General features: G+C 64.6%; 12 protein-coding genes. 5 read left to right on the forward strand and 7 right to left on the reverse strand.

The genetic code is table 11. The features are described 5' to 3' along the window. Nucleotides 1–12: 12 nt before the first annotated feature. Genes ACIGKL_RS06360 through ACIGKL_RS06370 form a run of 3 tightly spaced genes read right to left on the reverse strand, consistent with a single transcriptional unit; the run spans nucleotide 13 to nucleotide 4873 of the window. Nucleotides 13–1269: a glycosyltransferase family 4 protein gene (locus ACIGKL_RS06360; RefSeq protein ID WP_397485839.1), complete on the reverse strand. Its 1257-nt coding sequence runs from the start codon at nucleotides 1267–1269 to the stop codon at nucleotides 13–15. 41 nt (nucleotides 1270–1310) lie between these two features. Next, entirely contained in the window at nucleotides 1311–2726 is a 1416-nt protein-coding gene (locus tag ACIGKL_RS06365; RefSeq protein ID WP_397485840.1) for an HlyD family type I secretion periplasmic adaptor subunit, read from the reverse strand. After that, on the reverse strand, nucleotides 2723–4873 hold the full coding sequence (locus tag ACIGKL_RS06370; protein WP_397485841.1) for a type I secretion system permease/ATPase: 2151 nt from the start codon (nucleotides 4871–4873) through the stop codon (nucleotides 2723–2725). The genes ACIGKL_RS06365 and ACIGKL_RS06370 overlap by 4 nt, the downstream gene beginning before the upstream one ends. A gap of 538 nt (nucleotides 4874–5411) precedes the next feature. On the opposite strand from ACIGKL_RS06370, the gene ACIGKL_RS06375 reads away from it, so the two are divergent. The 4 genes from ACIGKL_RS06375 to ACIGKL_RS06390 all read left to right on the forward strand — a co-directional run bounded on the left by ACIGKL_RS06375 (nucleotide 5412) and on the right by ACIGKL_RS06390 (nucleotide 8860). Further along, a complete protein-coding gene (locus ACIGKL_RS06375; RefSeq protein ID WP_397485842.1) occupies nucleotides 5412–6455 on the forward strand; it encodes an LLM class flavin-dependent oxidoreductase in 1044 nt (347 codons plus the stop codon). Nucleotides 6456–6540: 85 nt separating this feature from the next. Next, complete coding sequence (locus tag ACIGKL_RS06380; RefSeq protein ID WP_397485843.1) at nucleotides 6541–6678, forward strand: hypothetical protein; 138 nt, start codon at nucleotides 6541–6543, stop codon at nucleotides 6676–6678. Between the two features lie 125 nt (nucleotides 6679–6803). After that, nucleotides 6804–7490 carry a cysteine hydrolase family protein gene (locus tag ACIGKL_RS06385; protein WP_397485844.1) on the forward strand — a complete coding sequence of 229 codons (687 nt, stop codon included), beginning with the start codon at nucleotides 6804–6806 and terminating at the stop codon, nucleotides 7488–7490. Nucleotides 7491–7495: 5 nt separating this feature from the next. After that, nucleotides 7496–8860, forward strand: a complete 1365-nt coding sequence (locus ACIGKL_RS06390) for a purine-cytosine permease family protein (protein WP_397485845.1) — start codon at nucleotides 7496–7498, stop codon at nucleotides 8858–8860. Nucleotides 8861–8940: 80 nt separating this feature from the next. On the opposite strand, the gene ACIGKL_RS06395 is transcribed toward ACIGKL_RS06390, so the two are convergent. The 3 genes from ACIGKL_RS06395 to ACIGKL_RS06405 all read right to left on the reverse strand — a co-directional run bounded on the left by ACIGKL_RS06395 (nucleotide 8941) and on the right by ACIGKL_RS06405 (nucleotide 11907). Next, nucleotides 8941–9786, reverse strand: a complete 846-nt coding sequence (locus ACIGKL_RS06395; RefSeq protein ID WP_397485846.1) for an alpha/beta fold hydrolase — start codon at nucleotides 9784–9786, stop codon at nucleotides 8941–8943. Between the two features lie 41 nt (nucleotides 9787–9827). Beyond that, entirely contained in the window at nucleotides 9828–10652 is an 825-nt protein-coding gene (locus tag ACIGKL_RS06400) for an alpha/beta fold hydrolase (protein ID WP_397486259.1), read from the reverse strand. Between the two features lie 145 nt (nucleotides 10653–10797). Beyond that, nucleotides 10798–11907 carry an SMP-30/gluconolactonase/LRE family protein gene (locus tag ACIGKL_RS06405; protein ID WP_397485847.1) on the reverse strand — a complete coding sequence of 370 codons (1110 nt, stop codon included), beginning with the start codon at nucleotides 11905–11907 and terminating at the stop codon, nucleotides 10798–10800. A 228-nt stretch (nucleotides 11908–12135) separates the two neighbouring features. On the opposite strand from ACIGKL_RS06405, the gene ACIGKL_RS06410 reads away from it, so the two are divergent. After that, a complete protein-coding gene (locus tag ACIGKL_RS06410) occupies nucleotides 12136–12519 on the forward strand; it encodes a helix-turn-helix domain-containing protein (protein WP_397485848.1) in 384 nt (127 codons plus the stop codon). Here the strand turns inward: ACIGKL_RS06410 and ACIGKL_RS06415 are convergent. After that, entirely contained in the window at nucleotides 12506–13459 is a 954-nt protein-coding gene (locus tag ACIGKL_RS06415; RefSeq protein ID WP_397485849.1) for a helix-turn-helix domain-containing protein, read from the reverse strand. The two genes, ACIGKL_RS06410 and ACIGKL_RS06415, sit on opposite strands and share 14 nt — an antisense overlap. Nucleotides 13460–13462: the final 3 nt, after the last annotated feature.

Here is a 13462-nt window from a genome sequence, read left to right on the forward strand (position 1 = left end):
TGGCCTTCTGCGTTACGTGCTAATAACCGACTCTTGGAACAAGCAATAACGACCAACCAGTCCCAACGAATACTCACTTTCTATAGCTGCCAAGTAGTCAGCCACGCCACCAACAACCGAATATTTCAGCGCACTAAGTCTTGCCGCCTTTTTTAAATACGACATTCCTGTCGAGCAACTCAATGCATTCAGCACTTGCTCAGCAGTTTCGTCATTGTCAAAAAAGCTCACCAGCAATCCGCTCTCATTACTATTGATTACTTCCCGTACCGGAGCAGTATCAGAGCCCACGATTAAGCAACCACTGGCCATCGCTTCCAGCAGCGACCAGGACAACACAAAGGGATACGTCAGGTAAACATGCACTGCCGATACTTGCAGTACCTTCTTGTAGGTGGCGTAGGGCACCTTGCCAAGAAAGTGCACGCGATCTAGATCAACCGGGTTTTCCCGCAGCATCTTGGTTCGCCAGTTCGGGGCATCCTTAGGTTTGCTGCCGTAGCTAACTCCATCGCCGCCGACTATCACCACCTGGCACATCGGGTGCTCTTGAAGAACTTTCGGCAGCGCTCGCATAAACTGATGAAAGCCCCGATACGGCTCTAGGTTACGCGCCACATAGGTGATGATCGGCTCACCAGCCTTGAGCACTTTTCCATTGGGCAACACTAAGGTCGCGTTGGGATCCGGCCCTAGTTTGGCGGTATCGATGCCTTCGTGGATCACCTGGATTTTGTCGCGATAGGCCACTGGGTGCAGGCTGTGCTGCCAGTGGGTCGGAGTAATGGCCTGGTCGCAGTTCTCCAGATTAAGCAGGTGCAAGGCGTTGCGAGAGCGAATGCTGGCAGCGCCATGAAGGTTCAGCGGAAATTCGGGATCGAAGCCCGCGTCAGCACCCTGGGTCTGGTAGTAGTACTCACAGAGGTGAATCAGCCTGCTATTGGGAAAGGCTTCCTTGGCATAGAGGGTTTCGCCCCAGCCAGGGTGGGCGACGATCACGTCCGGTCGGTAGCCCTTGGCCTTGAGATCAAGTAACACACGCAACACTTGTTGGCCATGCAGTACGCCACCTTCGAAGCTACGCGCATAAGGGTGAGTATGCGCGCTTGCAGTGCGATGCGGTTTGTAGCGCAGCATGCGCACTCCTTGCAGCCCAGGAGCCTGCTCGCGACCGATGGCAAGCACCTGTACGCCCGGCTGCTTGGACAGGTGCGCCGCGATATGGCGAAACTGGCCGGGGAAGTTCTGGTGAATAAACAACACCTTCATACAACTGCTCCCTGCGTGTTTTGGCTCTGGCCAGTCGCGCCTCAGCGCTCGCTTAAACTTTCTGCGGTGTACTGCTTTAGCGGGCTAAGGAAGTAGTCAATCACTTTGCGCTTATCTGTCTTTACCTCTGCTCTGACCGCCATACCCGGTGAAAGGGCAATCAGGTTTTCACCCACCTGAATCGTGTTCCTCTTGAGTTGTATGCGCGCGCTGTACACCAGCCCCAAGCGTTCATCTTCGATTGCATCGCTGGAGATGCTTTGCACGACGCCATCGATTACGCCGTACTTGGTGAAGATGAAAGTCTCGACTTTGATTTCGACGGTTTGCCCGGGCCTTACAAAGCCAATGTCTTTGTTCTCCAGCATGGCTTCCACTTCCACTGGCTGGTCACTCGGGACGATGACCATCAACGGCTGGGCTTCGGTAACTACGCCGCCATTGGTGTGAATGGCCAATTGCTGCACGGTGCCATCCACCGGGGCGGTCAGGCGCATAAGGCTGTCGCGCTGTTGAGCCTTCTTCAGTTCCTGGGTGAGTGCAGCGGCGCGTTGTTGAGACTCATGCTGCAGATCGAGCATAGCGCGACGGGTCTGGGCGATGACGCTGTTCTGCTGGCTCTGTGCGGCCTTTTTCGCGGCGCTGAGTTCGCGTACCCGAGATTGTTGGGTGCTGAGCTCACGCTCCTGGTCGAGGCGAATCTGTTCCTTTTCCAGGTAGGCGTGTTTGGCGACAAATTGTCGTTCGAGCAGGCGCTTGTAGTCGGCAGCCAACTCACGGGTGATCGGCAGGCTTAGCTCAAGTGACGCCACCGTGCTTTGTGCAGCCTGGATCTCGGCAGTGCGTTGCTCGATAGCGGCCGCACTTTGCTCCAGAGTGCTTTGCAGTTCCAGGTACTGACCTTGCAGCCAGCGTTGCGCCGCCAGTTGCTGTTCGGCGTTGGCCTGGGGGATCAGTTGCGCCAAGCTTGTCGGTGCACGGTTATGCTGAATGGCATCAAGCAATGCTTGGGCGCGGGCGCTGTCGACCTGGGCGGCGAGCAGATCACTATTCAGGCGCTCGACATCGGCACCGGTCATGCTGGTGTCCAGTTCGATCAGCAAGTCACCGACTTTGACTTGCTGCCCGTCGTACACATGAATGGCTTTGACCACCGCCACTTCACTGGGCTGGATAACCTTGCTCTTACCGCTGGGGACGATCTTGCCGCTGGCTGTGGCGACCACATCTATTTCGCCCACGCAGGCCCACAACAGAGTCAGGGCAGCAAAAGCCATGATGGTCCACTGGGTATAACGTGGCGCTGGATGCACCGGTTGTTCTTGCAAGGCCAAGGCCGCAGGAAGGAATTGCACCTCGTGGTTTAGCCGCGCCGGTGCATCCATGGCTTTGCGGTTTTGCCAGGAGTGCCGCCAGGCCTGGCGGTAGCGGTTGATCAAGTCGCGTTTGGCGCTCATGCCGCACCGCCTTGCTGCAAGCGGTGTAGGCGTGAGTAGTGGCCGGCTTGGTGGGCGAGCAGTTCGGCGTGGCTGCCCTGCTCGACTATCTGGCCGCGATCCATAACCAGAATGCGGTTGGCATCGCGTACAGCGCTTAGGCGGTGGGCGATGATGATTACGGTGCGGCCCTTGCAGATGGCCTGCATGTTTTGCTGAATGATGCGTTCGGACTCGTAGTCCAGGGCGCTGGAGGCTTCGTCGAAGATCAGGATGCGCGGATTACCAATCAGCGCGCGGGCGATGGCAATGCGTTGACGCTGGCCACCGGACAGCGAGGCGCCGTGTTCGCCGACCACGGTGTCATAACCTTCCGGCAGCTCGAGGATAAAGTCGTGGGCGCCGGCCATCTTGGCGGCATGCATCACCGCTTCGATCGGCGTGCCGGGGTCGACCAGCGCAATGTTCTCGCGGATGCTGCGGGCGAACAGCATATTGTCCTGCAGCACCACACCGATCTGCCGGCGCAAGGACGATACATCAGCCAGGGCCAGGTCCATACCGTCCACCAGCACACGGCCGCGCTCGGGGGTGTAGAGGCGTTGCAGCAGCCTTGTCAGGGTGCTTTTGCCGGAGCCGGAGCGCCCCACGACACCAATCACTTCGCCGGCCTGGATAGTCAGGCTGATACCGCGCAGCACTTCGGAGCCATCCGGGCGATAACGGAAGTGCACTTGGTCGAATTCGACATCGCCGCGCAGTGGCGGCAGTGCGCTGCGCGAATCTTGGGACAGTTCGGTGCGGGTATTGAGGATATCGCCCAAGCGCTGTACTGAAACGCCGGTCTGCTGGAAGTTGGTCCACAGCTGGGCCAGGCGCATGATCGGCTGCGACACCCGGCCGGCGAGCATATTGAACGCGATCAACTGGCCGACGCTCAGGTCACCCTCGACCACCAATCGTGCGCCCAGCCACAGGGTCGTGACGGTCACCAGCTTACCGATGAAACCAACACTTTCATTGGCGATGGTGGAAAGGGTTTGGGTTTTGAAGCTGGCAGCTACGTAGCCCGCCAGTTGGTTGTCCCACTTGCGGTTGATCTGCGGCTCCACCGCCATCGACTTGAGGGTGTCGATGCCGTTAATGGTTTCCACCAGAAAGGCCTGGTTCTCTGCGCCACGGGTAAAGCTTTCGTTCAGCCGGGCACGCAACACCGGGGTGATCAGCAGGGACACAATGAAATACAGCGGCAACGACAAAATGACCACCAAGGTCAGCCAACCGCTGTACATGAACATCACGGCGATAAACACCACGGAGAACAGCACATCCAGAATCAGGGTGATGCTGTTGCCGGTGAGGAAGCTGCGAATGTTTTCCAGCTCGCGTACCCGTGCGACTGAATCGCCGACCCGCCTTGCCTGGAAATAGGCCAACGGCAGGGTTACCAGATGGCGGAACAAACGAGAGCCCAGCTCCACATCAATGCGGCTGGCTGTGTGGGCGAACACATAACTGCGCAGGCCCGATAGCAGGGTCTCGAAGATCATGATGCCAAGCAGGCCGATGGCGATCACGTCCAGGGTGGTCAGGCCTCGGTGTACCAGCACCTTGTCCATCACCACTTGGAAGAACAGAGGGGTGAGCAGTGCAAAAATATTGAGCACAAAGGACACCAGCAGCACTTCACCCAGTAGCTTGCGGTACTTGACGATGGCCGGAATAAACCAGCTGAAGTCGAAACGCGCCAGATCGCCAGCCAGTGAGGCTTCGGAGCGGATCAGGATCAGCTCGCCGGTCCAGCGTGCTTCCAGCTCTTCGAGACTCATGACTTCAGGACGCTGTGCCTGTGGGTCATGGATCAGTGCCTTGCCGTCATCTAGGCGAGCAATAATAAAGAAGCGTCCCTCGTGGTCACTGGCAATTGCCGGCAGCGGAGTATGACTAAGACGGGAAAGAGAGCTGCGTGCTGACTTGGCCTTCAGACCCAGTTTTTTAGCCACCAACAGCATTTCGGCGCGGCCAAACATGCGCCCGTCTTCGGCGTATTCGTGGGTGAGTTGTTCGGGGGAGGCAGCAACGTTATGGAAACGCGCAAGCATTACCAGGCAGGCAAGGCCGCTATCCACGGAGGGAGTCGCACCCATTCCCGGGTGTTCATCTGTCATTAGCAATCCTTGGCACAGATACCGCTAGGCAAACGGTCGTTTGAGAGGAGACGCTAGCTCACCGATTAATGCATGGCAAGCAGTGAAACCATCGCAATAGAGGCCCTCACTCCGTTTGTGCGGGTGTTCTCACTTGCAACCCCAATAGCGGCCATCCAGCGTCTGATGATGGGTTATAGATTTACCACCACAGGGCAACGTGTTGCCTTTTTATGCGTTCGCAGGCCGACGGCGGATGACCGAGCGCGCTATTGGCGCGGCTAACGAGGCGCCGGCGAGGGAATCGAGCGACTGCCGTCTGGCTGCCCGACGGCGCGCATGCCGGGCTCGACCTAGGGTTAGTGCAAGGGCGGATGGCTCAGGGTAAAAAGGCCTTGCAGATATACAGTATTATGGTATACCAATACACAACGACCCATTTTGCCTTGTTGCCGCGCCGCTTCGGCGCCAGTGGATCCATAACAACCCGAGCGCGATACGAGCGCCACCACAGTCGGCCAGGCCATGGCCAACCAGACACAGGTTCGAGGAACGCATCATGAAATTTTCTTTGTTCGTGCATATGGAGCGCTACGACGAGCAGACCAGTCATCGCCAGCTGTTCGAAGACCTCACCGAGCTGACCCTGCTGGCGGAAGCCGGCGGTTTCAGCACCGTGTGGATCGGCGAACACCATGCGATGGAGTACACCATCTCGCCGAGCCCGATGCCGCTGCTGGCCTACCTGGCCGCGCGCACCAGCACCATCCGCCTCGGCGCCGGCACCATCATCGCGCCGTTCTGGCACCCCATCCGCGTCGCCGGCGAATGCGCCCTGCTCGACGTGATCAGCAACGGGCGCATGGAAGTGGGCCTGGCCCGCGGCGCCTACCAGTACGAGTTCGACCGCATGGCCAATGGCATGCCGGCCACCGACGGCGGCAAGTATCTGCGCGAGATGGTGCCGGTGGTCCAGGCGCTGTGGCGGGGCGACGTCGCCCACGACGGCGAGATCTGGACGTTCCCCACCGCCACCTCCTCGCCGCGGCCGCTGCAGCAGCCCGGCCCGCCGATGTGGATCGCCGCGCGCGACCCGGACTCGCACAACTTCGCCGTGGCCAATGGCTGCAACGTGATGGTCACCCCGCTGATGAAGGGCGACGAGGAAGTGGTCGACCTGAAGAACAAGTTCGAGGCCGCCCTGGCCAATAACCCCGAGGTGCCGCGCCCGCAACTGATGGTGCTGCGCCACACCCACGTCCACGCCAAGGACGACCCGGACGGCTGGAAGGTCGGCGCCGCGGCCATCTCCAAGTTCTACCGCACCTTCGACGCCTGGTTCGGCAACAAGCAGACCCCGGTCAACGGCCTGCTGCCGCCGAGCCCGGAAGAGAAGTTCAAGGAGCGCCCGGAGTTCGAGCTGGACAACATCCGCAAGAACACCATGATCGGCACCCCGGAAGAAATCATCGCGCGCATCCGCCACTACCAGGAGCTGGGCGTGGACGAGTTCAGCTTCTGGGCCGACAACAGCCTGCCGCACGCCGAGAAGAAGAAGTCGCTGCAGCTCTTCATCCAGCACGTGATGCCGGCGTTCCGCTAAGTTCCACCCCTGCGGGCGCGCCTTCCCGGCGCCCCGCAGGCAGCCCCGTCGGGGGCCTCCACAACCCTGCAGGTGGTCGACAACAATGAACGCCAACGACCTCGCCTTCCCCCCGCGCCCACAGGGAGCCGCCCTGGCCTACCTGCGTGGCCGCGTCCTCATCAAGCGCCTGCGCGCCTGCGTCTCCGCCAAGCAGAACGGCTTCTGGCAGATAGTCCGCTAAGCAACTCTCCTCGCTGAATTTCGTCCGCGTCCGACACCGCGTCGTCGCGCCATGGTGCCTTCGTGCGCCCGGCCGACGCTGCCCGTCGACGCGTATTCGTGGCCGAACAACAACAAGAGTTGCTTATGAACAGAGACAGAGCCTGCCTGGTCATCGACATGCAGCAGGAGGACGGTTTCCCCCTGCATGGCTTCGCCCGGGTCATCCACAACAACGCCCGCCTGCTGGAAGCCCTGCGCCAGGCCGGCATCCCCATCCTCTACAGCCGCCACGTCAACGCCGCGGACGGCGCCGACCTGCCCGAGGGCGAGCCCCGTGACGCCGAAGGCCGGCCGCAGAGCTACCGCGCCGGCAGCCGCCAGGTGGAGATCCTCGCGGCCCTGGCGCCCCGGCCGGGCGAGCCGGTGATCGACAAGCCGCGCTACAGCGCCTTCCACCGCACCGACCTGGACCTGCGCCTGCGCCGGCAGGGCATCCGCACCCTGGTGGTCAGCGGCGTGCTCACCGACGCCTGCGTGCTGGCCACGGTGCAGGACGCCTTCGCCCTCGGCTACCGGGTCGAACTGATCGCCGACGCCTGCACCAGCACCACCGGCGCGGCCCACTATGCGGCGTTGCTGATCATGGCCAACTGGGTCTATGCCATCGAACTGTTCGCCACCGAGCAGTACCTGCGCGCCCTGCGTGGCGAGCCCTTCGCGTCCTGCCGGCCGACGGCGCCGGACAGTTTTGCGCACCAGCCGGCCGCGTTCGCCGCCGCCATCGCCCGCCTCGAATCCAGCCTCGGCCTGCAGCGCCGGGAACAGGAGTAATCGCCATGCAAGTCGAGAAAAGAAGCATCGATTTCATTCCCGAAAACGAACGCCACGGCCAGCCGGGTTCGCTGTTCTACATCTGGTTTGGCGCCAACATGAACATCACTACCATCGCCTCCGGCGTGCTACCGGTGATGCTCGGTCTGAACCTGTTCTGGAGCGCCCTGGCGATCGTCCTCGGTTCGCTGATCGGCGCCGTGTTCATGGCCTCGCACTCGGCCCAGGGCCCCAGGCTGGGCATCCCGCAGATGATCCAGAGCCGCGCCCAGTTCGGCGTGCTCGGCGCGGTGCTGCCGCTGCTGTTCGTGATGCTCATCTACCTGGGCTTCTTCGTCAGCAACACCCTGCTGGCGGCGCAGGCCATCGAGTCGGTCAGCCCGCTGGGCGGCACGGGCAATATCTACCTGATCGGCGCGCTGTGCTTCGTCGTCGCGCTCTACGGCTACCGCCTGATCCACCGCCTGCAGAAGCTGCTGTCGCTGCTCTCGGTGCTGGTGTTTCTCGCCGCCAGCGCCCTCGCCCTGGGTCTGCCGATCCCGGCCGGGCAGTGGTCGCCGGCCGGTTTCGCGCTGCCGCAGTTCCTCGTCGCGGTGAGCATCGCAGTCACCTGGCAGCTGTCCTACGCGCCCTACGTCGCCGACTACTCGCGCTACCTGCCCAGCGCCACCCCGGCGGCCCGGGTGTTCTGGTTCAGCTATGCCGGCACGGTGGCGGGCGGCGCCTGGATGATGATCCTCGGCGCCGTGCTCAGCGTGGGCATCGGCGGCTTTGCCGACAACGTCGGCAGCCATCTGGCCCAGCTGTTCGGCCCGGGCGCGCTGCCGCTGTTCCTGTTCATCGTCTACGGCCAGGTGGCGATCAATGTGTTCAACCTCTACGGCGCCTTCATGTCCACGGTCACGGTGATCGAACCCTTCGCCCGCCTGCGCGTGACGCCCAGGGTGCGCGCCGCGTTCATGCTGCTGATCAGCCTGATCGCCAGCGCCCTGTGCAGCGTCAGTCAGGAGAACTTCATCGCCTTCTTCCTCAACTTCATCTTCTTCATGAGCTACTTCCTCATCCCCTGGACCGCCATCAACCTGGTGGACTACTACTGCCTGCGCAAGGGCGAGTACTGCGTGGCGGACATCTTCGACCCGCGCGGCCGCTACGGCCGGGTCAACCTGATCGCCTGCGCCAGCTTCGTGCTGGCCATAGTGCTGCAGGTGCCGTTCATGAACACCGCGCTCTACGTCGGCCCGATCGCCAGCGCCCTGGGCGGCGTGGACCTGGCCTGGGCGGTGGGCCTGCTGGTGCCGGCGCTGAGCTACTACGGCCTGATGCGCCGCCGGCGAATGGCCAGCGGCGCACAACCGCTGTCGCCCTGACGCGGCAGGCTGGCCTCTCCCACACGGGGCGAGGCCAGCCTCGCGGTGGCGCCGCACCACCTCTTTCCGCGCGCTCGCCCTCAGCCGGCAACGAAGGCGGCGATATGCGCGGCGCTGGCCTCGGGGTATTGCAGCTGCGGGCCATGCCCGGTGCTGGGCAGGGTCAGCAGCTGCAGGGTGGGCAGCGTCCGATTGAGCGCGTACCAGTTCTCCACCGGAAACACGATGTCGTGGTCGCCGCCCAGGTGCAGCACCGGCGTTTGCGTCCGCTTGAGCGCCTCCAGCGCCGCCGGCAGCGGGAACATCGGGTTGCGCGGCCCGTCGCCGAGAAACTGCGCGGCCCAGGCAAAGGGCACCGGCGGGCAGCGCCCGTCGCTGCGCCGGGCGATGCGCTCGGCCGAACGCTGCGCTGCCTCGCGGCTGCTGGCCGAGGTCGGTTCGAAGAACAGGCTGACGAAATCCTCGAAATCGTTGTCGCGGGCGGCCAGCTCATAGAACAGCGGCTCGCCGGTCTTGACCAGCGGGCCGGGCGGCGTGGTGGCGATCAGCAGCAGGTGGCTGAGCAGGTGCGGCGCCTGCAGCAGCACCAGTTGCGCCGCCACGCCGCCGATCGACCAGCCGCCCAGCACCAGGCGGCCCAGCCCCAGCGCGCCGATCAGATCGAGGACGTCCTTGGCCAGCGCGGCCGGATCGTAGCTCGGCTGCCCGGTGGAGCAGCCGAGGCCGCTGTAGTCGAACACATGCACGCGGAAATCCCGCGCGGCCAGCGCATCGAGGAAGGCCGGGTCCCAGTCGTCCATGGTGCCGCGAAAGCGCAGGCACAGCAGCAGTGGCGTGCCTGCGCCGATGACGCGATAGGCCAGGCGGCGGCCGTCGACCTCGACGAACCGGTTGGCGGCGGTAGTAGCGGAATCTGCAAGGCTCATGATGGTTCGCTCCTGGTAAAAGACCGCTCCCGCAGTCCGGCTCAGCCGCGCAGAAAGGCCAGCATGTCGGCGCCCAATTGTTCCTTGTGGGTGTCGGTGATGCCGTGCGGGGCGCCGGGGTAGATCACCAGCTCGGCGTGCGGCACCAGCCTGGCCGAGGCGCGCGCAGCGGCGTCCACCGGGACGATCTGGTCGTCGTCGCCGTGCAGGATCAGGGTGGGGATGGAGAACTTCTTCAGGTCTTCGCTGAAGTCGGTTTCGGAGAAGGCCTTGATGCAGTCGTAGGCGTTCTTGTGCCCGGCCATCATGCCCTGCATCCAGAAGGCGTCGATCACGCCCTGGGAGGCCTTGGCGCCGGGACGGTTGTAGCCGAAGAAGGGGCCGCTGGCGACGTCGCGGTACAGCTGCGAGCGGTCGGCCAGCGAGGCGGCGCGGATGCCGTCGAATACCGCCAGCGGCAGGCCGCCGGGATTGGCCTCGGTCTGCACCATCAGCGGCGGCACTGCCGCGATCAACCCGGCCTTGGCCACCCGCGCCGTGCCGTGGCGGCCGATGTAGCGCGCCACCTCGCCGCCGCCGGTGGAGAAGCCGAACAGCGCGGCGCCACGCACGTCGAGCTGGTCGAGCAACTGGGCCAGGTCGTCGGCGTAGGTGTCCATCTCGTTGCCGCTCCAGGGCTGACTGGAGCGGCCGTGGCCGCGGCGGTCGTGGGCGATCACCCGGTAGCCGTTGCCGGCGAGAAACATCATCTGCGCCTCCCAGCTGTCGGAGGTCAATGGCCAGCCGTAGCTGAGCACCACGACCGGGCCGCTGCCCCAGTCCTTGTAGTAGATCTCGGTGCCATCGCGAGTGGTGATAGTGCCCATGGTCTTGCGCTCTCCATTCTCGGGTTGCGGGTGGCTTACGGCGGGGCGGTTGCCACGCGCGCAACCGCCCAGGGGTAACAGCAGCGCCGTGGCCAACGCGGCGGAGCCGAGCAGCAGGTGGCGACGGCCGTGGTTCAGCGGTGGTTCAGGGTATTGCGGCATCGGCAGACGCTCCTCTGCTAAGCGACGGCGGCAGGCGCACGCGCATCAGGTTCCAGGTGCTCACCCGTTCCTCCCACTCGTCGCCCTCGACGGGCGTCAACGGCAGGGCCAGGTTGCTGACCAGCATCCACTCGCCCTGCACCACGCTGCTGGCGGGAAACAGCAGGCCGCGCGGCGCGCCGTTACCGGCGATGCCCTGAAAGCCGCCCGCGCGCACGCGGATCAGGCCGCGTTCGTCGAGGCCGAGCAGCTGGTCGACCTGATTGGCCAGCAGCCACAGCAGGCCGTCGTGGAACAGCAGGCCGTCGGCTCCCGGCAGGCTCTCGGCCAGCACCCGCAGCTCGCCGCTAGCCAGGTGCAGGCGCAGCAGGCGACCGTCGCCGGCGTTGTTGATGTACAGCCGGCTTTCGTCGGCACTGAAGGCCAGGCCGTTGGCGCCGAACGGCAGAAAGCCCGCGGTGGCCAGCAGCGGATCGCGCGACAGCACCTCCAGCGCGCGGGGTTTGCAGCGCGTGGCGTCGGCGATACGGTACAGCGCGCCCTGGAAGGAGTCGGACACATAGAGGTCGCCATTGCCGGCGAACACCAGGCCGTTGGGCGCGGGCATGCCGCTGGCGCCGAAGTGGATGCGGTCCTGGCTGCCGTCCGGGTTGGCCACGCTGCGCGGGGCGGGCGCGGCCGGGCTGAGCCGGGGGAAGTCGAGCAGGTCCTCGACCGGGCTGGTCGCGCTGAAATCGGCCGCGATGCGCTGCAGCTTGCCGGCGCCGAAATTGAGGATGTAGACCTGGCCGTCGGCATATCCCAGGCCGGTCAGCGGCGTCGCGGCAAAGGCGCGTTGCGCCAGCAGCCGGCCATCGGCGGCATAGCGCAGCAGCTGGTTGTTACGTGTGCTGGCGGGTTCGCGCGCATCGAAGGTGCCGACGTAGATTTCGCCGTTGCCCGGGTTGGCGGCGAGCCCTTCCGGGTAGCGCACCCCGGCGGGCAGCTCGGCGAACGGCTCGACCTCGAGCAGCTGCGGGCCCAGCGCCTCGGCCCGCACGGCGGCGGCCAGGACCAGGCAGAGGATGCCCATGCTGCGCTTCGACAGACTCATATCGCCTCCACGCGCGTCGAAAAAGCTCGAACACTTCCGGGGGCTCGTCAGGACGCCGAATGCCGGGGCAGCGGATGGCGAGCGATGGTCGGATGCTGGCAGCCTTCAGCAGCGGCCGACTACGTAAAATCGGCAAAGCTGCTCAGCCTGGACGATTTGCCTATTTTACGTAGCCGCAGCGCTCGTCGCGGCGCAGCCTGGGGCCGTCGCCCTCGCCAGGACACCGCCATGCCACCGCGCATCACGCCGCGCCAACGCGCCCGCCAGGCCGCCCACGAGCGCCTGCTGCAACGGGTGCTGGAGTCGTTGCCGCTCGGCTGCGGACGCCCGCCGCGCCTGGCCGAGCTGTGCCGCACCCTCGGGGTCAGCGAACGCAGCCTGCGCAGCGCCTTCGTCGCCACCCTGGGCATGGCGCCGGCACGTTATCTGCGGTTGCGCCGCCTGCACCTGCTGCGCGCCGCCCTGGCGGTCGCCGAGCCGCATCAGGCCAGCGTCATGCAGATCGCCCGGGGCTTCGGCTACACCGATTGCGGGCGCATGGCGGCGGACTACCACGCCCTGTTCGGCGAGTACCCCAGCGCCACCCTGCTGCGTGGTGTCAGTCCTGGCTGAGCGAGGCCGGCGGCGAACGACGGCTGCGCAGCGACTGCGACGGCAGTTCGCCGAAGTAGCGCCGGTAGAGACCGGCGAAGCGACCGAAGTCCCACACGCCGAAGCGCGCGCAGATCTCGGTGATGGTCTCCCCCGCCGGCGCGTGCAGGATGGCGCGGCGAATCGCGGGCAGGCGATGCTGCATCAGGTAGCGGTGCGGGCTCATGCCCAGGTAGCGGGTGAACAGGTTGCGCAGCGTGCGCTCCGAGGTGTGGCAGGCCTGGCACAGGTCGGCCATGTGCAGCGGGGTATCCGCCATGGCGTCGAGCAATTCCAAAGCCCGACGCAGGATCGACTGGTGGTGGTGCCGGCCAGCGCCAGCGGCTGGCGCCGGCGTTACCGGCAGCAGGCTGCGGAACACCCGATCCAGCAGCTCGCCGCGCGCCGCGCACTCGGCCGCCGGGGCGTGCAGCTCCTGCGGCGCGCAGTGGTCGATGCGCAGCGCCAGCCAGACCAGCGGCGCCAGGTCCTGCTGGGCCAGGCAGAGCAGATTGCGCGAGAGGATCGCGGTGTCGAACTCGTCCTCGTGCTGCTGCGCCCAGCGCAGCACCAGTTCGCAGGACATGGCCACGGTCATCCAGCTGGCCGGCTGGCTGGCGTCGATATGGAACATCGCCTCGGGCACCATCCAGCCGAGCAGCCGCCGGTCCAGGCGCTGGCCGCCGAGCACGGTGCACTCGTGCCGGCTCAGCGGCAGGAAGATATTGAAGAAGCCGGGCAGGCCGACGCCGCTGTAGACAGTGCCGGCGCCCTCGCGGCCGAACATCAGGGCCACGCCGTCCAGCTCGACCACGCGCAAGCGCCAGTCACGCTGCTGCCGCGAACGCAGCACGTAATGCCCCTCCACCCCATACAAGGCCTCTTCGAACTCGTCGAAGTCGGCGCAGATCAGCCGGCTCATGCT

This window comes from Pseudomonas sp. NPDC077186, assembly GCF_044543505.1.
GTDB lineage: Bacteria > Pseudomonadota > Gammaproteobacteria > Pseudomonadales > Pseudomonadaceae > Aquipseudomonas.